Genomic DNA, 25784 nt, shown 5'->3' with positions numbered 1-25784 from the left:
AGGCGTGAAAGGCTACAACAGCGTAGTGCTCGACCGTGCCTCACTGCCAACGGGCGTACTTCAGTACACCGTTGCGGCAGGTGAGTACATGGGCACCAAGCAGATGATTGCTACGGAGTAATCGAAAATAGACTTTTGAGGGTTAAGCCTGCTTAAGGTTTAGCTCATCAAAACCACAAGAAGGCGTTGTGAGAATCCGTTCTCACAACGCCTTTGTGGTTTTGGGTAGCTGAGTGCAGCAGGGTTGAATAAATGCAAATGTGGTAGTATCTTATGGCCTCAATTATAGGCCTGCTTTTTTGTAAGCCGTCTTGCCTGTGTTATTGCGTGTAAGCTCTGTGCTTGCATCAGGCAAATATGAATAGCTCCTTCAAACACTGTTGTTGCAGCAGGATCATGGTCAAATGTTCCTGAGACAGAAAGCGCCTGTAAGCAGGCTTGCCCTTGCATACAGCAGGGTGCGTAAACAAATATGTACAACACTAGCCCTTGGCCCTTTGGCTGTCCGAAAGGCCTCTTGCCTCCGGTATAGTCTTAGAGCTAAGGGGAAAAACTTGCTGCCCATGAGCGGAGAGCAAACGAAGGAGTATTATCAAAAGATACTGATTGTCACTGCCAACCGGCTGGTTTCGGATGTTGCGGTAGAGAACATTCTAAGGGCATTCAAGGTGGTGCCCCTTGTACAGGTTGCGGCCAATATCAAAGCGTGCCGACAGGCTGCAAAGCATTTCCTTCCAGAACTGATCCTCATAGACCCCTTTGTAGGGGAGGACGTGGGCTGGCACTGCCCTGTATCGGATATCGCACAATGGACGAACTCGAAATTGGCATTGCTTTCCGGGCCAAGTATTGTGCATCAGCTCACGCCGGGCGTAAAGAGCCGGATCATTGCTTTCGATTGGAGTGCCCCTGTTGGGTAGGGGTATGGCAATGAAGGGCGCTACCCAAGGTGGTCGGAGCGGATCAGCCCTTTCAGAACAGGGATGATAACGATGAGCGCTGCAAATCCCAATAAGAGTGTGTTGGTCCCTAACATGGCTTGTGATTGATGGTTAGGGTATCAAGCTAAGGGTTCCTGTATGTGCGGGTTCTGATTTTCTTCATTGCTCCTGATGATATTTGTAGGTACAGCATTGCCCGCGCGAGCGATGCGGACGGGCTTGGCCCGCAGGGCTGAGCGGATAGCGAACCCGGTAGCGTAGCGGCCCTGCTGCCGGGGATAGCCGGCGGCAGGGTGCGCCCATAAATATCAAAAATCAAAGTCCAGGCGGAAGGTCAGGTTCCGTGGGGCTTCGAGCAGGCCGGGGCGTGTGCTGTACTGCTCATTGGCGATATTGTTGAGCAGGAGGGAGGCTTTGGCCCAAGGGGTGAGCTGATAGCTGCCGCGGAGATTGATGACGGTAAACCCTTTGGTATTGGCTGCCCGGAAGTCGGAGAGCCCTCGGACGATGAGGAAAAAAGCAGCATCAATGGCTTCGATCTGACTGTTGTAGAACCCCTCTATGCCAATTTTAGCTTTCCCGAAGGTGGCCTCGAGGTCTGCTTTGAAGAGGTGCCGCGACCGGTACTTGAGGAGGTTGTCATCAAGGGAAGAATTATTGGCATTGATCTGCCCTTGCGTAGGGGTTTGGCCTGCCTGCGATGGGGTGTTGTCAAATTGTACGAAGCGGGGGTCTGTGAAGGTATAGCCGGCCAGAAGGCTGAATGGTATAGGCCCGATATTGCCCCGGCCTGCAGCGGTGAGCTCGAAGCCGTCGATTTGGGTATCCCCAATATTGATGGCCTGGAAGCTGAGCCCAACGATGTTGAATTCCATCATATCTGCATAGCGTGAACGGAAGAGCGCAAGATCGAGGAAACCTTCGAACTGCCCCAGCCTGAACCCTTGTTTGACCCCCAGCTCTGCCGTCCAGCCGGTCTCTGACTGTAGGGAGGGGTTGGGCACAATGCGGATGGCACCAGCATCGGTGACAATATATTTTTCGGCAACGGTAGGGTATCGGTACCCCTGTCCGATGCTGGCCCGGAGGAAAGTGGCTTTCAAGGCTTGGTAATTTAGCCCAAGCCGGGCAACAGGCTTGGCTTCCTGCTCATCGCTAGGGGCTACAGTGCCGCCATCGTATTCAAACCCAGGGTTGCGCAGGAGGTTGTCCTCGTACCTGATGCCAAAAGAAGCGTTGAGTTTGCCCCAGAACTTTTTGTCGAGCTGAGCGTAGGCAGCCAAGTTGCGGGAAGTGAAAGTGGTATCCCCATAGAGCTCTGCTTCGATATCTGTGCCGGAGGCGACGAGGCCGGCAGTGAAGACGAGGTCTTTGCTGGCCATCCGCCGTTGGAATTGGTACTCTGCATAGTACATATCAGAGGAATTGCCCTGATTGTTGTCATTGTCATTGTCAATATTGTAGAACCGGCTGAGGATGCGGTGGCGGTTGTTGCCACGGTCATAGTAGGTCAGGGTGGGGTCTATGTTGAAGCGTAGGCGGGTACGGGTAGCGTAGGTGGAAGGTGCGCCAACGTAGGCGGCGGTATCTGCAGCCCAATAAAAGAAGGAGGCGGTTTCGCCGGCGTTGAAATTGCCGTTCAGGCCTAGGGTAAGGCGCTCGGTAGCACGGTAACGGGTGCTGAAATTGAGCCTTCCTGTACGTTTGTAGCTGTCTTTGTTGTAGCTGTCTTCATTGAGGTAGTAGCCGCCGAGGACGAGGTCTAGCTTGCCTATTTTTCGCCGGTGCGCGAGGCTTGCGCCAACGGTAGAAGGGGCTCGGTCCCACCATTTCAAGCGCTCATCTTCCGGGCTGAAGAAGTGGGTATTGAAAATGGCTGCTTCAGTTTCGGGCTGCGACTTGGCGTAGGCGGTGCGCACGTTGATGATCCCATTGAGTGCAGCGGAGCCGTAGAGGGCGGAGGCTGCACCTTTTACGATTTCTACTTGTGCCAGGTTTTCTACAGGCACATCGTCCCAGTTGGGGAAGCCTGCGTCCGCGCTGAGGATGGGGATGTCGTCAACCAATAGCAAGACCCTGCTGCCAGCCCCCTGTGAGTACCCCGAACCGCCACGGATGTTGGCTTGCCCGTCGATGATGGTGACGCCTGGGATTTTCTCCAGTGCTTCGTCTAAGGTGATTTTGCCGGTATTTTCTATAAGCTGTGGCTGCAGCACTTCAAGGGATACAGTGACTTCGCTAAGTGGCTTCTGGTATTTCCCGCTTGTGACGGTGGCGGTCTCAAGTACAGTAGCTTGTGGCTGTAGGCTAATGTCCAGGCCAGAGAGCGGCTGCTCTCCTATGCGCACCTCTTCAGTATAAGCGGCGTAGCCCACATAGCGTACGGTAATGCTGAATGCCCCTTGCGGCTGCATGAGCTCGAAAGTCCCATCAAAATTAGTGATGCTGCCCGTTTCGCCTAAGAGGATGGTTGCCCCGATAAGGGGCTCACCGGTCACGGCGTCTTTTACGGTGCCACTGACGGGGGTGAGCTGTGCGGCGGCACCAAACGAAATCAGGGCGCCTAACAATACAAGGATTAGTTTTTGCATGATCTGCAGCATTAGGTTTATAGAAATAGCTGGTTGATTTGCCCCTGTCGTGCAGCAGCTTTGCCCGCCGGCTTTAGGAGAGACGGTATGGCGCTCAGCAGGAAGCGCAGCAAGAGGGAGGAAATCTAAGGGTGCTTTGGTGAGGTGGGACGAAGTAGGAGTTGCCTGCCAAAATTAGGGAATAATATCGTAAACCTGTACCCCTGAAGGATGATGTTTAAGGGGAGTGGGGTGCTTTGGCATTGGTTTTTAGGTGTTTATAGGCTGTTTTTCTTTTGGCGCGGGTAGGGGTTGCCGTGCTATCTTTGTAAGCTGGCTGGCGGGCCATAGTGGAAATCTGGAGGCGATTACCAAAAGTTTTCTAACTTCGGCACATCAAATGTATTCCCAAAAAAACTGATTTTATGAAGAAAGTTGCATTATTCACACTAGCATTTATGGCGCTCGGAAGCCTGCAGGCGCAAGATTGTGCACCCAATGAGAATGTGCCTGATTCTGTGGTAGTCTCGCCCCTTCCATACAACGAGATGGAGCGGCCAGAGGCTGGTATTGCCGACACGGCCTGTGTGGGCAGTTATTTCGAGTTTGCTTTTACCTTTAATATCCCGAGCGTGTACGACCTCAACGGGGTACAAGTGCCGCTGAACGCCGTGCAGGTACCTGCTGAAAATGGCATTAACGAGCTGCCATCTAGCATGGACTACGTCTGCAACCCGCCCGATTGCCTTTTTGAGGCCGATTCATCCGGCTGTATCCTGATTTACGGCACGCCAACAGCAGAGGATCAGGGCGTTCATGATTTGTCCATTTTGGCACAGATACAGACGGCCATAGGCATCAACTTGGATATTGTCCTGCCAGAGAACCTTGAGCCAAATTCTCATTATTACCTGAACATCCGGGAGGAAGGATTTGACAATTGCCTATTGGTCAGTACCTGGGAAGCAGCGCCGCTTGGCATTCAGTTGAGCAGCCGCCCCAACCCGTTCGGCACCTTGGCACAGATTGAGATGGAGGTGGCCCGCACTGGCGATTATCAGTTTTTTGTGGCTGATATGCTGGGGCAAAAGGTACATGCCCGCACCGTTAATCTTTTCTCTGGCCTGAATCAATTGGAGTTTGATGGCAGCAATCTGCCGGAAGGCTTGTATATTTATGGGGTGACAGACGGCCGGTCTGCTGTCACGAGCAAAATGATCATTAACAGGTAAGCAGGTTGGGAGCCCGTTCCTATTGCAAATCCACGCTTGATGAACTTAGCTTCCTCCCTGAAATTTCATTTAGCACGCTAAACTCAAGTTTAGTGACATCGTTAGAGCCTAGGGGCATAAGCCCTTGATTTTAGTGGCGAAACCACGCTAAAAAAAGCGCTAAGCAACACTACCACACTTCCGAATAGCAACTGAATCATTTGATCTCCAGCCTTTGGCTAACCTCTTAGCCTTTCTGATAGGAGCGGGGCGCTGCTTACACACCCTGCAGCAACATAGCCCCGCTCCGACACCCTGATGACGACCGTATTGGATTTGGCCTTCCCCCTTGCGACTGTGAGGGGAAGGGCGTTGTTTAATCAGGCCTGGCCCCTGTGCCAGGGAAAATCAGAAGTTATGAAATCCATCATTACGACTATCATTTTGTGGGCCACTGCGCTGGCCCTGGCCCACGCCTCTTGCCCGGGCTGTGCCACCAATCTTCCACAAGGGCTGCCTACAGATACGATATTCCTCACGGCTGCCCCCGACGGGCAGGCTGGGGCATATTATGCTGAAGACCTTTCCTTCCGTATGCCCAAAACGACGACCCCGGTCAATGCTTCTGACCCGGAGACGCCGGCAGGGCTGCCTATTTCTACCATCACCATCACTTCGGTCACCAATGTGCCCCCCGGCTTGGAGTGGGAGGCGAGCCAGCTTGAATTTGAGGTGGATAACGAAACAGATGGCTGTGTGCGCTTTTGTGGCACGCCCCTCATCCCCGGCTATTATGAAGTACAGGTCCTCATTGAGGCACAGGTGCTTTTTGCCACCCGTTCCTCTTCCATCCGGGTGCCTATACTGATTTTGCCAGGGCAGGCCGTTGCAGAGGGTTTTACGATCGATAACGTATCAGGCTGTGGGTCCGTGACCGCTTCCTTTACGAACAATCTCCCTTCAGGCGGGCAGGAGGGGTATTCCTATGAATGGAACTTCGGCAATGGCCAGGCTGCAACATCGGAAAACCCTCCCGCTCAAGAATACGACGTGCCAGGCATTTACAACATCAGCTACCAGGCCATTATTGATACCTTCGGCCATTTGCTCACGCAGGTAACCGTCACGGAAGCCAACTGCAACGATATTTTTGGTGGCGCGCCAGACTTGGTGCTCGAGATTTACAACCCAGAGGGCACCCGTATCTTTTCTTCGCCAGACATACAAAATGCGAACTTGCCAGTAGTGTACGAGCCGGATATTTTTTTAGAGCCGGGCACCTACACCGTCCGGCTGATTGATGATGATCAGGGGCTGGATGGGGCCGACGATTTGTGCGGGGAGTTTTTGCTTACGCAAAACAGCAGCGGCCTGCTGACCGGCGGAGGCTCTGTGATATCGCCAGTTATTTTGCACCCGGTAGATACCATCCGTTCTTTTGGCCAGGTAGAAGTTTTCCCGGTCCCTGCAGTGCCAGTCTTGGACGGTATCCCTACAGGGGGGCTTTGTGAAGGGGACAGCCTGCTGCTCACTTCGGAGCCCGCTTTTGAGATGCAGTGGTATAGGGACAGCATGGCTTTGCCCGGAGCTACCTTTCCTGAGCTGCTGGTAGGCGAAAGCGGCAGTTATCAGTTGCAAGTGGCCAACGTTTTTGGCTGTTCGGCCTGGTCGGCTGCACTAGGCATGAGCTTCGCACCCCTGCCGGCCTTCCCTGTCTTTGAAAACGAGCAGAACCTGCTTACCCTGCTTGGCAGCACCCCTTTGCCACAATGGTATAGCCTACAGTGGTGGCAGGATGGCAGCCCGCTGCCCGGTGCAACGGAAGAGGCGTACTGCATCAGCGAGTCTGGCACTTACGAGCTGGTCCTTACCGACTTGAGCAGTGGCTGTAGCCGGAGCTACGCTCAGGCTCAAACTTATGACCCAGATTTTCCGGACTGCAAGCCGCTCACGGATGTCAGAGCAGAAGATGTGGCTGCCCCTGTCTTATACCCCAATCCTGGCCGCTCGGCGGCTGGGCTTTATCTGAGGCATGCGTTTGAAGGGGAGCTGGGCTTGACAGTGCTTGACGCTAGTGGCCGCCGCCTTAGCCATACAGCCTTTGAGCAAGTATCGGCAGGAGACCTGCTGTTGCCTTTTATCCCTGAAGCCCCGGGATTCTATGTACTGCTGCTGCAGCCGGTTCAGGGCCCGCTGTACCGCTTGCCGTTCAGCCTGTTTTAAAATGCTGACGGGCAGTGCCTTGGAGCAGGCGCCAATCAGATTGTCGTTGTTTGGGCTTGCCCCTGCCGTGAGGATGTGGGGCCTGCCCCTGCCGTGAGGGCAGGTGCCGCTATGCTCCGGGGCTCGCTATCCGCTCGGCCCTGTCGGGCTTGCCACCCCTGCGCAGCGCTAGGCCAATGCCAGGCTAAAGCCCGAAAAGCATAAAACGGCTGCGACATTTTGTTTTGCGACCCTTGGAGCGTGCTACGGTGCGCTTCAAGGCACTTCCTGTATTGTTGGATTTGCTGCGATTGGTGGAATAGTATTCGAAATAGTTGTACTTTTGTTGTTTAGGCTTATTGCAAAAGCAGGCTTTTGCCAAAAAATGCACAAAGCGGAGCAGGCCATGTCAGCGCATACCTGGCTGTGATGCCCGCTCGCCCTCAGTCATAATCCCAGTATCTGCGCTGAAGCGCGGTTTCCCGCTGTGTCCTATTGTTCAGGGCTAGCCATACAGCAAGAGCAGATTTGGAGTTTGTTCCTGTTGGAGATCAACGTTATATGAACCCGGCTTCCTCACTAAATTTTCATTTAGCCCGCTAAACTCAAATTTAGTGACTCCGCCAAGGCCTTGCCAGCTATGCTGGCACAGCATACGGGCATAAAAAATTGATTTTCAATGCGGAGCCGCTCCAAACAAGCTCTAAAAGCTTGGAGTTGGCAGCTGTGAAAAAGTTTCCAGGAAAGCGGTCATCAGCGTCTGGAATATCCCATCGCTGTTGTGAATACAGATTTATGACAGTTCAGAATCAGAAACGGGTAATAGGCAACTTGCTACTGGAAAACATCCCTCAGGTACCTGCATCCCTTACCCAAAAGTTAAGGCTATATCAAGAGAGCCGGGAATACAGCTTTGCTGATTGGCTCCCCGATGGCAGGGGGCTTTTGGTGTCTACCCGCTCGGGCGAATCCGCTCAGCTATACCAATTGCAAAAGGCAGGAGGGCATTGTGAACAGCTTACGTATTTCTCCGAGCCGGTCTCAGCGGCTATCGTCCGGCCAGGGGCCTCTCCTGGTGAAGCCTTGTTGTCTAAGGACAATGGGGGTGACGAAGCGTTTCAATTTTATCTGCAGCCGCTTGCCGGAGGTGCGCCCACCTGCCTTACCGACGGCATTTCCAAGCACGGCAATCCGGTATGGAGCCCTGACGGCCGCTTCTTTTTGTTCAGCAGCACCATGCGCAACGGCAGAGATCAGGACATTTACCGCTACGATTTATCGACAAAAGAATGGCAGCTGGCCTTTGCTGCCCGGGGATATTGGTACCCGGTAGCTTGGTCGCCGAATGGCCAATGGGCTACGGTCTTGCATTATAAATCTGCCCAGGAGAGCGCACTGCATCTCCTCGATGTAGATACAGGCGAATTGCAGTCCGTACAGTCAGGCCCGGGCATCTCCTGCCGGGAGGGGTATTGGTCGGCCGATGGCGGGCTGCTTTATTTTACAAGCGACGCAGAGAACGACTGGCGCGAGCTCTGGACATTCAGCCCAGAAACCGGCCAGGCAGAACGGCTTACTGGCGACCTGCCCTGGGAGATAGAGCGGGTGGCGGTGGCGCCTACAGGAGAGGAGGCTGCTTTTGTCGCTAATGTACACGGTTATTCCCGCCTATATCTGTATTGCCGAAGCACAAGGTCTTATCGGGCTATAGAGCAGCTGCCAGGAGGGGTTATCCGGAATATGAAATGGCACCCTGAGCGCCCCGAGCTGGCCCTGACTTTAGACTTACCCACGCTCCCAGCAAATGTTTTTGTTTTGGATGCCCGGAATGGGGAATGTACACAGTGGACTAACGCCACTACCGCAGCCGCTCAGCCATCGCTCGTGCCAGAGCCAGAGCTGATTACTTACCCTACATTTGATAAGGCAGGTGGGAGCCCTCGGAAGATCCCTGCTTTCTACTTCAGGCCAGGGCAAGATGCCACAGCGCCACTGCCTGTGCTCATTTACATTCACGGTGGGCCGGAGAGCCAGTTCCGCCCTGGTTTCCTGCCTACTTTTCAATATTATATGGCGGAGCTGGGCCTGGCTGTGATCGCCCCCAATGTGAGGGGCTCTTCAGGCTATGGCAAGCGCTACCTAGAGCTGGACAATGGCTACCGAAGAGAGGACAGCGTGCGCGATATTGGGGCACTGCTCGATTGGATTGGGCAGCAGCCGGAGCTTGATACGAGCAGGGTAGCGGTGATGGGCGGCTCCTATGGCGGCTATATGGTCTTGGCAAGCATGATCCATTATGGCGACCGGTTGAGCTGTGGGGTGGATGTTGTAGGCATCAGCAATTTCGTGACTTTCCTGGAAAATACGAAGCCTTACCGCCGGGACCTGAGGCGAGTGGAGTATGGCGATGAACGCGACCCGGATATGCGTCGCCATCTGGAGGAGATTTCGCCAACCAGCCATGCGCACCGGATCACTAAACCGATGTTGATTGTGCAGGGGCAGAATGACCCCAGGGTGCCAGCAAGCGAAGCGGAACAGATTTTGAAAGCTATCCGTTCGAGCGGCGGAGAAGCTTGGTATATGTTGGCACGGGATGAGGGGCATGGCTTCCGCAAAAAAACGAACCGGGACGCCTTCAACCAGGCCGTTGCACTGTTTCTACAAACCTTTTTGCTGCCTTCGGGAGAAAAACTCGAGATAGCTGCCAGGCAAGGTACCGTAGCGCAAGGGTAGGGGCAGGCGTCAAATCGTTTTGCGCCACTCGATTTCTAAGCCAGGTATGGAGGTTTCTTCCTCTACTTCTTCCAGATAGAGCTCCCCTATAGCGGCCTTGAGCCGCAGCAGTGTCCCTTTCACCTCGCTCCGCCGTATAGCAAGGTCTACGGCCGCAGTTTCTTCGAAATGTTGGCCAGTCATATTCAGCTTGAGCCCTTCAATGCTGCTCATGACGTTGCCCATCAGGGTATAGTCAAAGGAAAGGCGGTACACCTCTTCTACGGTACGATTGATGATCTGCGCTTGGCTCAGGGCCAGGGCGGTAGCCTCCCGGTAAGCATTGATGAGGCCGGAGGTGCCGAGCAGGGTGCCCCCAAAGTAGCGTACCACGATGGCCATGGTGTAGGTCAGCCCGAAGCTGTCGATCTGCCCAAGTATGGGCCTTCCTGCGGTGCCGCTAGGCTCCCCATCATCGTTGGCCCGGAAGTTGTTCTGGTCTAAGCCTAAGCGGAAAGCATAACAGTGATGGCGGGCTTTAGGATGTTCCTTCCGGACCTGCTCCAGCTGCCCTTTCCAGTCTTCCTCTGAATAAGCAGGGGACACATACCCGAGGAATTTGCTGCCCCGGTCTCTGAATTCGCTGCTGGCCGGCCCGGCCAGCGTCTGATAGGTATCTTTAGGTTCAGCCATAGAGTGGGCAGGATTGGCATTGGTTAAAAAATAAAGCCTAAAGATATGTACCGCTTCCGAAAATGCAGGGCCTGGCCGGGATTTTTAGGGAGGGGCCAGGTGCCTGCTCCAAAGCATAGCCGTGTTCAAGCTTCGTTAACACTTATTTGGCGAGCATTTAACATGGAATGCAGCAGCAGGATATAATCTTTGCAGGTAGCAGAGGTTGCCAGCTTCTGGTGGTGTGAATTCGGCTGCCCCGGGCTATCTTTGCAAAAAAAAACAGTACCCACCGTGACAACCACACTGGAGTATTTTGATGTTATCACCACAGAGTGCCGGGAGCTTTTTGCTGCTAAGACCCGGGATTATGGCACTGCATGGCGCATCCTTAGGCCGGCTTCCCTTACCGATCAGCTCTATATCAAAGCGAAGCGCATCCGCAGCATAGAGGAGAAAGGGGAGCAAAAGGTGGCGGATGACATCGTTGATGATTACACCGGGCTGATCAACTATAGCCTTATGGCTCTTGTGCAGTTGCATTTGCCGGAAGGCGCCCCTTTGGAGCTGGCCCCCGAAGCAGCCCTTGCGCTGTATGATCAGGAACTGGAAGCGGTAAGAGCGCTGTTGGCAGCCAAAAACCACGATTACGGGGAGGCGTGGCGGGATATGCGCCTAGGCTCCATAACGGACCTGATTTTGCAAAAACTCTTACGCGTAAGGCAGATAGAGGATCATGCAGGCCAAACTTTGGTTTCAGAAGGGATAGCAGCCAACTATCAGGACATCATCAATTATGCTATTTTTGCACGCATCAAACTGATTGAAAAAAGATCTGACTTATGACGCTTGGTACACTTGTTATTTCCGTTGCTATAGTTGCACTTTTGCTCACCCTGCTGATGGGGCTGGGCACGAAAAGAGTCAACAATTGGGGCATCAGCTTCCTGCAGAATTTTTGTGGGGCGTTATTTGTTTTCTCTGGCTGGGTAAAAGCGGTGGACCCTTTGGGCACAGCTTACAAAATGGAGCAGTACTTTGCAGAGTTCGAATCGACCTTTGCCGGCACTTGGTTCAATTTCCTTGCGCCCCTGTTCCCTAAGCTGGCAGAAATGTCTATCGGCTTTTCAGTCTTTATGATCGTCTTTGAGATCGTATTGGGCATTATGCTCCTCGTTGGCTCCTCCCGCAAGTTTACTGCCTGGGCATTTTTCCTGTTGGTCTTGTTTTTTACTTTCCTGACCGGCTTTACTTATCTCACCGGCTACGTTCCAGCTGGGGTCAACTTTTTCCAGTTTGCAGATTGGGGGCCTTATGTGGCGACCAATATGAAAGTGACGGACTGCGGCTGTTTCGGCGACTTTATCAAGCTTGAGCCTAAGGTATCCTTTTTCAAAGACGTCTTCCTCATGGTGCCTGCCACTTTGTTCGTCTTGTTTTTCAAACAAAAGCATCAGCTGTTCAGCAAAGCCGCCCGCATTAGCATCGTGCTGCTGAGCATTGCCGCTTTGACGTTATACTCCTTCAGCAACTACATGTGGGACCTCCCGCACACCGATTTCCGGCCATTCCATGTGGATGCCAATATCCGTTTGGAAAAGCAGTTGGAGGACTTGGCGGAGAACAACGCAGAAGTCGTTGCCTACAAGGTGACCAACAAGGCTACAGGCGAAGTGGAAGAAATGCCTACCGCCCAGTTTTTGGAAAACTATAAAAGCTATCCTAAAGAGGAGTGGGACTATGAGCAAGTGAAAGCCAAGCCGGCGGTCAACCTTGTCAGAACTAGCAATGGCTATATGGTGCCTAGCGCAGAGGGGGAAGATTTTGAGCAAGAGCTGGCCGCTTATCTCGCATCGATGTGGGGCGCAGAAGGCGATACCGTCACGCAGGTTGTAGAGCGCACCAAAATCAGCGATTTTGAGCTCTCTGGAGGCCCGGATGGGGGCGATGTGACGTATGAGCTGCTCCACAACCCAGAGTACAGCTTTATGATCGTGGCTTACAAGCTTTACACGGATAGGGAAGAGGTCTCTACAGAGATGCTTTCGGATACGGTGTATGTGGTAGATACCGTAGCCGTAGCAGATACCATTAAGCTGATGCAGCGTGTAGACCGTGTAGATAAGCGGCAGGTAGAGCGCACGACCTATATATGGAAAGACAAATACTTGAAGCCTTGGACAGAGGTGGTCAACCCGGTCATGGCCTCTGCTACAGAGGAGGGCTTCCGTGTTTTTGCAGCCACTAGCTTTGCGTCGCCCGAAAAGCTGGAGCAATTTAAGGCGGCTACAGGCAGCAGCTACCCCTTCTATACCGGCGACGATATCCTGCTCAAGACGATTGTGCGCTCCAATCCTGGCGTGGTGCTGTTGAAAAATGGCAAGGTCATCCAAAAATGGCACTACAGCAAGCTGCCGTCTTATGCTGAAATAAAGGCACAGTTTATGCAGTAAGGCAAAAGCAGGCAGTGGGCAGGATTTTTAGGAAAAATTTGCATTCCGTGCCTGGGCGTGTATATTTGCACCTGTTGGGGCTGCCTGCATGATTGCAGTGCCCCGGCATGCAGCGGATGACTGCTGTTTAAAGGGAATATTGAAATATGCTGAGTAGAAGGAATATCCGCATTAAAGTAATGCAGATGCTGTACTCCATGAGCCAGGACAAGACCTTGGTAGTGGAGGATGTGATTCGCCGGTACCGGCTGAGCATCGAGAAATCGTACGATTTGTACCTTTTTACCTTGTTGAGCCTGATCCGTACAGCTGAATATGCCAATCATGATAAGGCCAAGAAAATGGCCAAACTGCTGCCCAGCGACCAAGACAAAAGCTTCACCGCTGTTTTGGCTGAAAACCCTGCCATCCTCTCCCTTTCCCAAAATGAAGGGCTGAACGACCTGTTCCGCCGGCGGAAGCTCAAAAACCGCATGGAACAGGACAACATCCGCCTGTTTTACCAAGAGCTGGTAAAAACAGAAGAGTACAAGCAGTACAGCCGCCAAACTACATTTGCAGATCAGGACCATATTGAAATGCTGCTCTTGCTGTTCAAGCTGCTGGTCAACAACGAAGCCTACAACGATTTCCTGGAAGATAACTTTTCGAATTGGATAGACGATGAGTCGCTTGTGGTCGGTGCGGTAAAGAAGACCCTGAAAGCCTTGCCGGCCGACTCGGGGTTCTACCTAGAGCACAAGCCTACAGGGGAGACTGTCGAAGACTTTGGAGAGGAGCTGCTACGGCAAGTCATTGAAGAAGATACAGATCTGCTGGCGCTCATAGAGCCTACCCTGCGGAATTGGGATGTAGACCGCGTCGCTGTCATTGATATGATTTTGCTAAAGATGGCGGTCTGTGAGCTAACAAGCTTCCCCTCGATCCCGACCAAGGTCACCCTCAATGAGTTTGTAGAGATTTCAAAGCTATACTCTACCGATAAGAGCAAAGATTTCATCAATGGCATCCTTGACCGGTTGATGAAGCAGCTGGAGGAAGCTGGGAAAATCAAGAAAGAGGGGCGTGGGCTAAAGGGATAGCCTGTCCATTTCACGAAAAAGACGAGCGCTTGCCCCAAAGAAGGCAGGCGCTCGTTTTTTTAGGTTTATCCATAGGGGGTGCAGCGGCTGGTTTTCGTGCTTACTTGCTATCTTTGCGCCATGAATGAAAAAATCCTCATCCTCGACTTCGGGTCTCAGTACACTCAGCTCATTGCACGGCGCATCCGGGAGCTGAATGTCTACAGTGAGATCGTACCCTTCAACAAAATCCCTGAGCTGGACGATTCCATCAAAGGTATAATCCTTTCCGGCAGCCCGTTTTCAGTAACGGATGCCAATGCTTTGCAAACGGATCTGGGGCAGCTGATCGGCAAGCGCCCTGTTTTGGGCATTTGTTATGGCGCACAATACATTGCGCAGCAGCTGGGCGGCAAGGTAGAGCGCTCACTTAAGCGGGAATACGGCAAGGCTGAGCTCAGCCGCATTTACCAAGAAGACCCTTTCCTGCAAGGGGTGCCGCAAGGCTCGCAAGTATGGATGTCTCATGGGGACACCATCATGGAGATACCAGAAGATTTTGAGCTGCTGGCGGGCACGGCCCACGTGGATGTGGCGGCGTACAAATCTCGGGAAGGGGCCTTCGATCAACCGGTGTACTGTATTCAGTTCCACCCTGAGGTCACTCATAGCTTACATGGCAAGGAGGTTTTAGAGAACTTCGTGATCGGCATAGCCGGATGCGAAGGCAGCTGGACACCGGCTGCGTTTGTGGAAGAGACCGTAGAGGAGCTCAAAGCGCAGCTTGGCGGCGACCACGTCATCATGGGGCTTTCGGGAGGGGTAGACTCTACCGTGGCGGCCTCCTTGCTGCACGAAGCGATTGGGGATAACCTGATCTGCATTTTTGTGGACAATGGGCTGCTGCGCAAAGATGAATTTGAAGAAGTACTGCATTCGTACAAGGATATGGGCTTGCGCGTCGTTGGGGTAGATGCCAAAGCGCAGTTTTATCGCGAGCTGGCCGGAATATCTGACCCTGAGGGCAAACGAAAGGTGATAGGGCGGGTATTCATTGAGGTATTTGAGCAAGAGGCCAAAAAGCTGGAAGCAGAGGACCGTGCCATTAAATGGCTGGGGCAGGGGACGATTTACCCTGATGTTATCGAATCAGTTTCTGTGCATGGGCCTTCGGTCACCATTAAGTCACACCATAATGTAGGCGGGCTGCCTGAAAAGCTGGACCTCCGCATTACAGAACCGCTGCGCATGCTCTTCAAGGATGAGGTGCGCAAAGTAGGGGCGGAACTGAATGTGCCTAAAAACATTTTGGGGCGCCATCCTTTCCCCGGGCCGGGCCTGGGTATCCGGATTTTGGGGGACATTACCCCTGAGAAGGTGGCCATGCTTCAGGAAGCAGATGCGATATATATCAACAATCTTCGTAAATTCGGCTTGTACGACCAAGTATGGCAGGCTGGCACTATCCTGCTGCCGGTCCAATCGGTAGGTGTAATGGGCGATGAACGGACCTATGAAAAGACTGTTGCGCTGCGTGCCGTTGATTCCAGGGATGGGATGACGGCCGAGTGGAGCCGCTTGCCGCACGATTTCCTGGCTACTGTTTCCAGTGAAATCATTAATAATGTAAAAGGAATAAACCGCGTTGTCTATGATATCAGCACTAAGCCGCCTTCCACGATTGAATGGGAATAAGCTCCTGCTGCTCTTGCTCCTGAGCGCTTTCATCTCCTCTTGTTCGCTTTTCCGCAAGGCAGAATCCGATAGCAAGCCGGAGGAAATCGGCGAAGAGCTGGACCCGCTGCCTGGGCGTAAAATCTACGACCCGGAGACAGGGACGCTGATTGTAGTAGAGGAAACACCGGTGGAGAGCATGGATACTATCCGTTGGAAGCTGATCCCTACCGATAGCATTCAGCCCATCTTATCTACTGCTCCGTTGGTAGATGAAAATGCGGTGGGGAACCCTTCAGAGCTGATCCGCCGCGGAGATTATGGCACGGCTTTCTATACGGCTTACAACGTAGGGGTAATGCTCCCTTTCCTCTCTGACCGCTTTAACCCGGAAAGCGAAGAGATTTTCAGGAATTCTGCTTGGGCGCTCAATTTTTATGGCGGCATGCAAATGGCCTTTGACGAGCTGGAAGAGGAAGGGGTTAAGCTGAACGTGCAGGTCATTGACACAGAGGCTAGCCCTCAGGTCTTATCTGGGCAGCTCAGCAAACGGACGGAGCTCTTTAATGCTCACCTCCTCATCGGGGCTTACCGTAGCGATAACGTGGAGCTGCTGGCGGAGTTTGCACGGCGCAATAACATCACTTATGTCTCTCCCCATAGTGCCTCTTCCCGGATTACAGCAACCAACCCCAATTACTTGCAGGTGAGCCCAACGCTGGCTTCTCACTGTCAGGCTATTACCCGGCACGCAAGGGACAGGTTTGGCCGCGCTAGCTTGGTTTTGGTAGCCCGTGACAAGGAAGCGGAAAAAGCACGTTTCGCTTATTTCCAGGAGGAAAACTTCCGCCTCGAAGGCCGCCGGGCTGATACCCTGATGCTCAAAGAAATGGTGGTGAAAGATGATGGGGTGGAGGGGAGCTCTGGCTTCAGCGATATCGCGCTTGAGCCCTACCTCTCAGAAGGGGATACGACGGTGTTCATCCTTCCTTCTTGGTCTAATGAAACCTTCATTTACGCTTTCCTGAGCCAGGCTAAGCTCATGATGAGCACGACTGGGGCGCATATTGTAGTATATGGTATGCCGCAGTGGCAGCAGTACGAGCGCATTGATTTTGATTTGTATGAAGACCTCAGCGTACATATCAGCAGCGATACGTACCTTGATGCCTACGATACAGATGTGGCTTTCTTCCGCAACCGTTTTTTTGACCGCTATGGTGTCCTTCCGGGCAGCGAAGCCTACTTGGGGTATGATATTGCAGCCTACTTTGGCAGAATGCTGCAGCAGTATGGCACCAAGTTTCAGTATATGCTGGAGAAGGAGCCGCAGCAAGCGCTACACACGCGGTTCGATTTTGAGCGGGTGGTCGAAGCGACGACTACCGGGGTGGAAAACCCTCCGATACAGCGGTTTGAGAACAAGCATGTCAACATCTTGAGGTTTGAGGATTATCGTTTTCAGGCGGCGTACGAATAAGGGTTAGGCATTGGCTTCGGGCATCCGGATGCCAAGGGCGCTCTGCATTTATTTTGTCTAAGCGGATAGGGGCAATAAAGCCCCTGTGCTTATTGTTAAGGTTATTTGTCTGTTTTGAGGCCAGAAAGAAAATCACGTCTACTCTCAGTGGCTGCCCGCCGGCAGCCCAATCTTACTGTAATACTAGAAAATGTACATGACCCCCACAATATAGGGGCCGTTTTGCGCTCGTGCGATTCGGTAGGCATACGTGAGGTTTTTATCTTGTATACTGCGCCAGATTTGGCGCACAACCGCATCGAAATCGGGCGGAACGCCAGTTCAGGCGCGCGAAAGTGGCTTGATATCCATATGTACCATGATGTAGAGGCCTGTTTCAAACATGTGAAATCCAATTATGAGCATATTTGGGCTACTCATCTGGGCGAGGCAGCAGTTGATTTGTACGATATAGATTTCACGGGGTCTGTTGCGCTCTTGTTTGGCAATGAGCACGATGGGGTGTCGGGAGAGTCCCTCGCCCATGCCACGGGCAACTTTATTATCCCTCAAATGGGGATGGTGCAAAGCTTGAATATATCGGTAGCTTGTGCAGTGACCTTATATGAGGCACTCCGGCAGCGCCGTGCGGCGGATATGTACGGCGCCGGCAATCTTCTTTCTGCCTCTGAGCGTGATGCCCTGCAGGAGGCTTACCTGGAGCGCCATACGAGGAAGAACTACAACAAGTTCGTCCGGCCCAAGCAGCCTTGATGTTTTGGGGTGATCGTTGTGGGCTTGCAAGCTGCAGCTAGTTGCCCTATGGTTGGGCGCATAGCCAGCTTCGAGCCAGTAAGATGGCATTGGCCTAGCGCTGCGCAGGGGTGGCAAGCCCGATAGGGCCGAGCGGATAGCGAGCCCCGGAGCATAGCGGCACCTGCCGTTGGGCAGGGGCAGGCCCCACAAAAACGGCTATAGAGGGGCGGTTTTTATCCCCTAGGGGGAGGCTTTTAAAAGCCATCAACACTACCCCACATTGGAGCTTGGCATGTAACGGACTCCTTAGAACGCCTTGGCATCCTGCCCTATTAGGTAATTGGCTACCCAGCCATAAGCAAAAATCCCGATGCCAAAGACGATTAAAAACCAGCTGCCTTGGGGCCAGAATACTCCGATGATGCCACAAATGGCGAGCAGGCCGCCGTATGCCAACAGGCTTTTCCGGGCTTTGGTGCCAGGCTCTACGCTAAAAGCGCCGCCTGTAGGCACAAGCAGCAGCCCGAGTATCACGGAAATCAGCAGCAGTGCCGAGGACTGGGTCAGCAGAAAGCCGGCAAGGCATGCCAATGCGGCGCCAAGCACTCCGCCTGCCAGGTTGGAGGCCAAGCGCTCATCATCGCTGAGCGCATGTTTGCCAATAGGGTGGAGGCGCAGGAAAAGATTGGACAGGGGGACTGCGATCCAGGAAGAAAGGGCAAAGAGGATGTAAAAGCCAACGATCGGGTAAAGGAATGGGGACAGTGCCGGGAAGTTATCTGCGAGGGCGAGCACTAAGCGGTAGGCTACATAAGCACCTATGATGAAAGCCCAGCGGTTTTGCTCATTCATTTTCGCAACCCATAGGAAGTAGCGTAGCATGCCCCGGTAGATCACATTTTGCCCTTTGATCGACTCTTTGAGCCCGGATTGGGCATAATCACTGTTGGGGTTCAGGCGCAGGGCCTCCATGAAGTGCTGTTGAGCTGCTTTGTATTCGCCTTGCTCTATAGCTACCCATCCCCGGTTGGCATGGGAGTAACTGTCTTCTGGTGATTTGTGGAGGGCAAAATCGGCAGTATGTGCTGCTTCAGCTTTGCGGTCGAGTTTGACCAGGGCCTGAGTCCGTATGTTGATCAGGCCTACGTTTTCAGGGTCAAGGGCTAAGCCTTGCTCGGCCGCCTTGAGGGCAGGGGCCCACATAGATTGATGGAACTCGATATGTGCCAAGAGGAGGAAGAAATCTGCATCGTTGGGGTTTTGCTCCAGAGCCTGCCGAACGGCCTGCCGCGCATCCGCAATGCGTTGGTTGTAAAAGTAGGCACGAGCCAGTGCGTAGCGGATGAAGTTGGAGTCGGGCATCAGCCCAAGCGCCCGTTCGCTCAGTTCTAAGCCTTCTTTAAACTTTTTGCTGAGCAAGCTGCATTCAGCCAGCCAGCCTAGGATGAGGCCATTGTTAGGGTCTTGGGCCAGTGCCTGTTTGAATTCAGCTTCGGCCTCAGGTATGCGATTTTGCGCCAGCAGCAATTTGCCGCGCTCCAGGTGGTAATCCATTATTTGTTGATCTTGAGGTAGTCCAGTATGTCGTCATAAATCCCAGACTCATTGGCAAAGAGCGCATAGTTTTTGGCTGTGCTGAACCACTCCCGTGTGGTCGGGCGGTGTTTTTTGGCAGCCGCTTCTAAGTCTTTAGCAGAAATGGGCTGAGGGGCCCCTTTGCGGATGGCTTCGTCCAGCTTGCTTTCGATGGCCCGGTCGACGATAGCTTCCAGGTCTGCCCCTGAGAAGCCTTCCGTTTTGCGCGCGAGCCGGCTGAGGTCGAGCGGTTCAACGGGTTTTCCCTGCAGCTTAAGGCGGAGGATGGCTTCCCGTGCCGCTTCATCGGGAGGGGGCACAAAGATGATGCGGTCGAACCGCCCGGGGCGGCGGAATGCATTGTCCAGGTGCCAGGGGGCATTGGTCGCGGCGAGGGTGAGCACCCCTTCGTTATTGTTGGAGACGCCGTCCAGTTCTGCCAGAAACTGATTGATGATGCTCCGTGCAGCGCTGTGCCGCATGTCAGACCGGCTTGCGCCAAGTGCATCCACTTCGTCGAAAAAAAGGACGGCAGGCTTGCTGTTCCTGGCTTTTTCGAAAATACTGTGGAGGTTGCGCTCGCTCTGCCCAATGTACATATCAAGGATGTCGCTGATCCCGACGGGTATGAAACTAGAGCTGACTTCCCCGGCGGTAGCCCTGGCGAGGTGGGTTTTCCCACAGCCGGGAGGGCCATAAAGCAGGATGCCCCCACCGATTTTTTTGCCATAAGCCTGGTAAATTTCCGGGTGTTTGAGCGGGTGTATGATTTTCATGCGCACCTCTTCCTTGACCTGCTCCATGCCGCCGACATCGCCGAAGGTGATATCGGGGCGCTCGATATCGATCCCTGCTGCATCTGCCTGCCCGTCGTCTTTGGGGGAGCCAGCACTGAGCTTGATGCGCTCGGGCCCGGAAGGTTTTTGCTGGCTGAGGTTGATCTCTGATTCGAGGTAAGCATCGCGCAGGCCGTTATCCAGGGCTATGGCATTGTCATAAGCTTCTTTAGCCTGCACGGGCTGCCCGCTCTGTAGCAGCAGTTTGGCATAAACCAGCCATGCCCGTGCGGGCGGCTGTTTGCTGTCCAGGATTTCTTCGAGGATGACCAGGCCCGAGCCCGTCTTCTGCTGAGCGCGGAAGGCATCTGCGAGCCCGATTTTCAGGTCGCGGTCGTCCGGGGCTAGCTTCAGGGCCGATTTGTACTCCATTTCAGCTTCTTCCAACCGCTCCTGCTTCATGAGGGCAGCCGCCAAGAACTTACGGAGGGGCAGGTTGTCAGGTGAGCCTTTGAGCGCTTCGCGTAGTTGTTGGATATCATCCATATATATAGGCATTTTTGGGTTGGGGCAAGATAGGGCTTTGGGTGGGGATTTGAAAGGGCAAAAGAGGAAGAAAGCAAAAGCGGGCATTAGCACAAACCGCTAATGCCCGCTCGGCAGTGTTGGGTAGGCCACTGCGGCCTAGCTCATGCTTTTCAGCGTTTGGCGCAGGTATCGTTTGTATTTCATACGGTAGGCACGGTAAATCTTACGGTAGCGGGTGTAGGAGTCTTCGTTCATATGCTGATTGGCAGCCGGGTGCTGCTGATTTTGAGGCTCCATTTGCATAAAGCCCTGCTGCCGCATCCATTCATCGTTGTAAATCTTGCCAAGGTAGCGGGTGCCATGGTCTGGGAAAAGAGCGACCACTACATCCGTCGGCTTGAGCTGTTCCTTCAGACGGAAGACGGCCTGCATAGCCGAGCCGCTTGAATAGCCTACGAGGAGCCCTTCCTGCCGGGCGAGCTGCCGCGCGCGGTGAGCGCTGCTGCGGTCGGTCACCTTGATAAAGTCGTCAATGAGGTCAAAAGCGACATTGCCCGGGATAATGGTCTTGCCCAGCCCTTCCACTTTATAGGGGTAGATTTCGCTCTCATCAAACTCCCCGGTTTGCCAGTATTTTTTGAGGACAGACCCATAGGCATCTACCGCGATGATTTTAATATCAGGGTTTTTCTCTTTGAGGTAGCGTGCTGTGCCGGAAAGTGTCCCTCCGGTACCTGCACAGCACACGTAATGGGTGATCTTCCCTTCGGTCTGTTCCCAGATTTCGGGGCCGGTAGAGCTGTAGTGGGCTTTGGAGTTGTTGAGGTTGAAATTTTGGGCCAGGTAATATGCGCCGGGGATGTCCTCAGAAAGCTGTTTGGCGCGGGAGTAGTAAGAGCGTGGGTCTTCTGGGGCAGCATCTGCCGGGCATACGACCACCTCTGCGCCCATGGCTTTGAGCAAAGACAGTTTTTCCTGAGAAGCTTTGCTCGATACGGTAAGCACGCAGCGGTATCCTTTCAAGCTGCAGATCATAGCGAGGCTGTAGCCGGTATTTCCGGAGGTCGCTTCGACTATGGTATCGCCGGGCTTGATCAGCCCTTCCTGCTCAGCCTGTTCTACCATGAAAAGCGCAGTCCTGTCTTTTGCTGACTGGCCCGGGTTGTACGATTCAACCTTACCGTAAACAGTAGCTGGAATATCTTTGGAAATTCGGCTTAGATGAATAAGGGGCGTATTGCCGATAGTCGCCAGAACGTTTTCGTATCGCATATAAACTATCAGTTTTGAGCTGTAGCTACGGTCTTGAAGGTATAGCAAAGCTCATGTGATGAACTTGAATTCCACCTACGCTGCCCACTGATCAGTGCATGGCAGGGAGGAGGTCAAGCGGGTGTTGGCACAAAAGTTTTTGCAGGCCAGTGGCGGCCTTTTGTATACAGATTTACATTCCCGATACGAATGTCGTCATACAAAGGTAAACAAAATCAGGCAGTTTAGGTTGGCATCTGGGGGAAGGGGGGCGGTGATTTTTTTCACCCTGATACCGGAAAGCAAGTACAGAGGCCGTATTTTGCAGCTCCAAAATTTATTGCACTAAAGGATGTTCGATGATTGGCGCAGGCTGCGAATCAGGTATTTAGGGTTTTGAAGGGTGAGGGGCCGAGGTATCCGTCAGGCTAGATACCTCAGCCCGTAAAATGATGCCCGCTAAGTAGTTGATTGGCAGTGTATAGGCTTCAAGTATTGCGCATATAACCACATAGATAGGATGCCCACAGGTACGATCAGCTTAAAGGCTCGCCTCATTTTATATCATCGCGGCAGGATATTGCTCCTCAAGCAGACAAAGCCAAACGGAGGGAATTATACCTTGGTGGGCGGCACGGTAGAGTCGCGTGAGTTTGCACGCCAGTCTTTAGTGCGCGAAGCTTATGAAGAAGCAGGCGTACGCTTGCGGGAGCGCGACTTGGAGTTGGTCCATGTCCTTCACAAAACCATTGGCGACGACCACCGGCTCGTCCTCTATTTTAAAGCCTACAAGTGGGGAGGGGAGCTGCAAGCCAAGGAGACGCATAAGTTTAAGGAGGTGGAATGGTTTTATCTGGACGGCTTGCCCAAAAACCTGACCTCCACCGTCCGTCATGTATTGCAGCAGTACCGGCAAGGCAATCTATATTCCGAGTACCTCAAGCGGTAGTCCCCCCTCAGGTGCTTTAATCCGCTACGGCTACAGGCTCTAGCAATTGGAAGAATTGGTCGAGGCGTGGCATGATCAGAATTTCTGTGCGGCGGTTTTTGCTTCGCCCCTCCGGTGTCCCGTTGTCTGCCTTGGGCAGGTAGGACGACCTCCCTGCAGCGATCATACGCTTTGGCACTACATAATGCTCTTGCTCCAGTACCCTCACCACAGCTGTAGCACGCTTGACGCTGAGGTCCCAGTTGTCCTTCATACAGCTCCCTGAAATCGGGATGTCGTCGGTGTGCCCTTCTACCATAATGTTCAAATCTTTATGGTCGCTGACCACCGTAGCCACTTTGCCCAGTACCGATCGAGCTTGGCTGGTCACCGTCGCACTGCCCGACTCAAAAAGCAGCTTGTCTGAAATAGAAACGTGCACCATCCCGCCACGCACTTCTACAGTGACATCTTCATCCCTGACATCGTCCAGAGAGCGCTTGAGGTTCATCACCAAAGCCAAGTTGAGGGAATCCTTCTCCTGTATGCGGTTGGTCAGGTCTTCAATGAAGGCATATTGCTGGTTGATATTTTGCAAGGACTGCCGTATGCTTTCCGCCCCTTCTTTATTGACAATTGAGAGGTCTGACATGCGGTCCAACAGGCTATTGTTGGTAAATTGAAGGTGTTGTACTTGTGCTTCTAGTTGTTCAATCTGCTTTTCCTTTTCTTTGACCTCCCTTTCCAGCCCAGTGATTTTGTCTTTGTTGCAGGCAGGGAATACGGACAGGCTGCAAAGTGCGCCGATCAAAAGCCGTGTTTTCATACGAATAGGAATTTATGCCCTTCTCTCCTCCCAGTTGCGGACAGGAAGAGCGGTTAGTGAATAAGCCGCCTTAGCGGCTTATCAGGCTTGATGCGCCGGGGTATTACAGGATTAGGACAGCTCACTTTTCCCATTGCACTGAGCCAGCGCAACAAGCCGATGATCTGCAGCAGGCTTTTGGAAAACTGAAGCTGAGGTGTGATTATTGTGCAAGGCAGCAAGGATGCCCCTGATCTGTGGTGCCCATACCTGATGCTAGAACCTGCCGGGGTGCAGAAAAGGGACGAGCGCAAAAATAAGGGGCTGCACGTAAAGGTCCTTCCGGCTCACAAGCTCATTGGTGAGCAGCCCGACCGCTCCGCCCTTTTGCCGTGAGTTGTGCTCATGGAACAGCTGGTCCATAACCGGCCCGAGCTCTTCGCCAGCTTTGAGGGCTTTTACCGCCGCTGTGGGGAGTGGAAAAGACGCGCTGCGGCAGCTCTGCTCCCGATCGGGGGAAAGGATATGCATCCAGCCAAAAGATTGCATGCCAGATACCGGGCACTCGTCAACGCCACCTTCGAGCCCTACCCAGAATTGAGCATTAGGATGCAGTGCCCTAGCGTTGCGTGCCCGGTTGATGGCCCCCTGTAAGGTCGCCTCGTCTGTCATGGGCTGGTCTGCTACGCCAGAAGCTACGCTGACGCCGGCTACCTTTATTTTCTGGGAAGGGAAAGCCTGGCTGAAGGCTTCGCGCACAGCCAATTGCTTGACCGGATTCTGAGATGCGGCTACAACAGTGATCATTCTGAAGCGGGTTGGCCCTTGCGGAAATAAAAAGTGAAGCGGGTATCCCTAAGCTCTGTCTCTAGTATCAGTGTGCTGTCAGAAATATCAGCTACTTGATAGTAAATCTCCTGCCCTTGGTAATCTTGGGTGATCCCCAGCCCGTCTATGGTGTAAGTACTGGCCCCGGAAGCAATGGGCAGGTTGGTGTTCATCTGTCCATTTTCGCTGAATTCGTAGTAGAGCTCTGCCAAAGAAGCTGCCGATTGGCCGTCGCGGAGTGCGGAAGTGATCTCCCACCTGCCAGGCAGGTTCTCCTTGATTTGAGTGGGCTCCTCAGCACAGGATTGGAGGATGGCAATGGCAGCTGCGCCGAGCAGAAGGCTGGACAAAACGGTATTTTTCATAGTGGGTAGTGAAGGAGTTATTGATCAGTTCTTCAGTACGAAATTATCAAAGATAACGGGCAATTTAGGTTTTCCCCTTTGTATACCCGCCAATTTTTTCATGTCGTTGAATAGACTTGGTGCCAAGGGGGCATCCCAAGGTTGAAAAGGCGCTTTCCTGCTCACGCTATGCCTTTTCTGAGGCATTCCGTATAGGCTAAGCTCTTGAAAAAGCCGGCGCGCAGTTGATTCCACCATTGCACGGGCAGCCGAAGTTCTGCTTGCCTCCTGAGACGTCAGCCCTAGCGCAAGGTCACTCCGTTATCCTTTTAAATAAGGCTGGGGTAGATCAGATGTTCAATACCCAGTCAAAAGCCGCAGGGTAAACAGGCTTCAACAAAAACGGCGGCTCAAAGCGCAGGGCTCCCAATGGCAGGGGCGCAGAGATACCGAAAGATATTTGAATAGGGTTAAAAATTATACAGATAAGGCAAGCTGAAAAGTGATTTTTTGAATTTTTTCAAGTAATATGCGGCTTTGATAAGTAAATTGTTAATTATGGCTAAAGGAGCAGAAATTGATGATTTGGATAAACAAATCTTATCAATCCTCATGCGGAATGCAAAAAAGCCTTACACGGATATTGCAAAACAGCTCTTTGTTTCAGGGGGGACGATCCACGTGCGCATGAAAAAAATGGAGGATGCAGGGATTGTAAAGGGCTATCACCTTGCTGTGGACCACGAGCGGCTGGGCTATGATATTTCCGCTTTCCTAGGCATCTACCTCGATAAAAGCTCTCTGTACGAGGATGTGGCCGGGGAGCTGGAAAAAATACCGGAAGTAGTCGCTGCTCATTACACAACAGGGCTGTACAGCATTTTTGCGACGATCATTTGCCGGGACACCACTCACCTCAGGGAGGTGCTGCACGATAAAATCCAGAAAATTTCGGGCATACAGCGTACAGAAACCTTTATCTCTTTGCAGGAGAGCATCAATAGACCGATCAATATTGTAGAAAAAGAAGCGTAG

Annotated in this window: 20 protein-coding genes; 12 read left to right on the top strand and 8 right to left on the bottom strand. The window is 52.9% G+C overall.

Features of this window, described 5'->3' with window-relative positions; translation table 11 throughout:
* The first annotated feature begins 563 nt into the window (after nt 1-563).
* On the top strand, nt 564-920 hold the full coding sequence (locus FRY97_RS09645; protein ID WP_147167261.1) for a hypothetical protein: 357 nt from the start codon (nt 564-566) through the stop codon (nt 918-920).
* A 329-nt stretch (nt 921-1249) separates the two neighbouring features.
* Here FRY97_RS09645 and FRY97_RS09640 read toward each other — a convergent pair whose 3' ends face one another.
* Entirely contained in the window at nt 1250-3532 is a 2283-nt protein-coding gene (locus FRY97_RS09640; RefSeq protein WP_170254570.1) for a TonB-dependent receptor, read from the bottom strand.
* A gap of 404 nt (nt 3533-3936) precedes the next feature.
* Between FRY97_RS09640 and FRY97_RS09635 the strand changes: the two genes are divergently transcribed.
* From FRY97_RS09635 to FRY97_RS09625, 3 genes are all read left to right on the top strand, one after another.
* Nucleotides 3937-4743: a T9SS type A sorting domain-containing protein gene (locus FRY97_RS09635; protein ID WP_147167257.1), complete on the top strand. Its 807-nt coding sequence runs from the start codon at nt 3937-3939 to the stop codon at nt 4741-4743.
* A 396-nt stretch (nt 4744-5139) separates the two neighbouring features.
* Nucleotides 5140-6945, top strand: a complete 1806-nt coding sequence (locus FRY97_RS09630) for a PKD domain-containing protein (RefSeq protein ID WP_147167255.1) — start codon at nt 5140-5142, stop codon at nt 6943-6945.
* Nucleotides 6946-7719: 774 nt separating this feature from the next.
* Entirely contained in the window at nt 7720-9660 is a 1941-nt protein-coding gene (locus FRY97_RS09625; RefSeq protein WP_147167253.1) for a S9 family peptidase, read from the top strand.
* 9 nt (nt 9661-9669) lie between these two features.
* Here the strand turns inward: FRY97_RS09625 and FRY97_RS09620 are convergent, their stop codons facing one another.
* The gene (locus tag FRY97_RS09620; protein WP_147167251.1) at nt 9670-10332 is read right to left on the bottom strand and encodes an IMPACT family protein; all 663 of its coding nucleotides are present in this window, start codon (nt 10330-10332) and stop codon (nt 9670-9672) included.
* 273 nt (nt 10333-10605) lie between these two features.
* Between FRY97_RS09620 and FRY97_RS09615 the strand changes: the two genes are divergently transcribed.
* From FRY97_RS09615 to FRY97_RS09590, 6 genes are all read left to right on the top strand, one after another.
* On the top strand, nt 10606-11157 hold the full coding sequence (locus tag FRY97_RS09615) for a DUF1599 domain-containing protein (RefSeq protein ID WP_147167249.1): 552 nt from the start codon (nt 10606-10608) through the stop codon (nt 11155-11157).
* Nucleotides 11154-12764: a hypothetical protein gene (locus tag FRY97_RS09610; RefSeq protein WP_147167248.1), complete on the top strand. Its 1611-nt coding sequence runs from the start codon at nt 11154-11156 to the stop codon at nt 12762-12764. The genes FRY97_RS09615 and FRY97_RS09610 overlap by 4 nt, the downstream gene beginning before the upstream one ends.
* A gap of 146 nt (nt 12765-12910) precedes the next feature.
* Nucleotides 12911-13846: a transcription antitermination factor NusB gene (nusB, locus tag FRY97_RS09605; RefSeq protein ID WP_147167246.1), complete on the top strand. Its 936-nt coding sequence runs from the start codon at nt 12911-12913 to the stop codon at nt 13844-13846.
* Nucleotides 13847-13966: 120 nt separating this feature from the next.
* A complete protein-coding gene (guaA, locus tag FRY97_RS09600) occupies nt 13967-15520 on the top strand; it encodes a glutamine-hydrolyzing GMP synthase (RefSeq protein WP_147167245.1) in 1554 nt (517 codons plus the stop codon).
* A complete protein-coding gene (locus FRY97_RS09595) occupies nt 15477-16979 on the top strand; it encodes an ABC transporter substrate-binding protein (protein ID WP_147167243.1) in 1503 nt (500 codons plus the stop codon). The genes guaA and FRY97_RS09595 overlap by 44 nt, the downstream gene beginning before the upstream one ends.
* Before the next feature lie 147 nt (nt 16980-17126).
* Nucleotides 17127-17732, top strand: coding sequence for a TrmH family RNA methyltransferase (locus tag FRY97_RS09590; protein ID WP_246141647.1), 606 nt, complete (start codon nt 17127-17129; stop codon nt 17730-17732).
* A 288-nt stretch (nt 17733-18020) separates the two neighbouring features.
* On the opposite strand, the gene FRY97_RS09585 is transcribed toward FRY97_RS09590, so the two are convergent.
* From FRY97_RS09585 to FRY97_RS09575, 3 genes are all read right to left on the bottom strand, one after another.
* Complete coding sequence (locus FRY97_RS09585; protein ID WP_147167239.1) at nt 18021-19268, bottom strand: tetratricopeptide repeat protein; 1248 nt, start codon at nt 19266-19268, stop codon at nt 18021-18023.
* Nucleotides 19268-20611, bottom strand: a complete 1344-nt coding sequence (locus tag FRY97_RS09580) for an ATP-binding protein (RefSeq protein WP_147167237.1) — start codon at nt 20609-20611, stop codon at nt 19268-19270. Before FRY97_RS09580 ends, FRY97_RS09585 begins: the two co-directional genes overlap by 1 nt.
* A gap of 138 nt (nt 20612-20749) precedes the next feature.
* Nucleotides 20750-21865, bottom strand: coding sequence for a PLP-dependent cysteine synthase family protein (locus FRY97_RS09575; protein WP_147167236.1), 1116 nt, complete (start codon nt 21863-21865; stop codon nt 20750-20752).
* A 499-nt stretch (nt 21866-22364) separates the two neighbouring features.
* Between FRY97_RS09575 and FRY97_RS09570 the strand changes: the two genes are divergently transcribed.
* Nucleotides 22365-22793: an NUDIX domain-containing protein gene (locus tag FRY97_RS09570; RefSeq protein ID WP_147167235.1), complete on the top strand. Its 429-nt coding sequence runs from the start codon at nt 22365-22367 to the stop codon at nt 22791-22793.
* A 16-nt stretch (nt 22794-22809) separates the two neighbouring features.
* Here the strand turns inward: FRY97_RS09570 and FRY97_RS09565 are convergent, their stop codons facing one another.
* The 3 genes from FRY97_RS09565 to FRY97_RS09555 all read right to left on the bottom strand — a co-directional run bounded on the left by FRY97_RS09565 (nt 22810) and on the right by FRY97_RS09555 (nt 24770).
* A complete protein-coding gene (locus FRY97_RS09565; RefSeq protein WP_147167233.1) occupies nt 22810-23598 on the bottom strand; it encodes an OmpA family protein in 789 nt (262 codons plus the stop codon).
* Between the two features lie 255 nt (nt 23599-23853).
* Nucleotides 23854-24384, bottom strand: a complete 531-nt coding sequence (gene yjjX / locus FRY97_RS09560; RefSeq protein WP_147167232.1) for an inosine/xanthosine triphosphatase — start codon at nt 24382-24384, stop codon at nt 23854-23856.
* A complete protein-coding gene (locus tag FRY97_RS09555) occupies nt 24381-24770 on the bottom strand; it encodes a hypothetical protein (protein WP_147167231.1) in 390 nt (129 codons plus the stop codon). The genes yjjX and FRY97_RS09555 overlap by 4 nt, the downstream gene beginning before the upstream one ends.
* A 537-nt stretch (nt 24771-25307) precedes the next feature.
* On the opposite strand from FRY97_RS09555, the gene FRY97_RS09550 reads away from it, so the two are divergent.
* Complete coding sequence (locus FRY97_RS09550; RefSeq protein WP_147167229.1) at nt 25308-25784, top strand: Lrp/AsnC ligand binding domain-containing protein; 477 nt, start codon at nt 25308-25310, stop codon at nt 25782-25784.

The organism is Phaeodactylibacter luteus (assembly GCF_007993045.1).
Classification (GTDB): Bacteria; Bacteroidota; Bacteroidia; order Chitinophagales; family Saprospiraceae; genus Phaeodactylibacter; species Phaeodactylibacter luteus.
The sequence above is the reverse complement of the archived record's forward strand: the minus strand, read 5'-3'. Positions and strand labels throughout refer to the sequence as shown.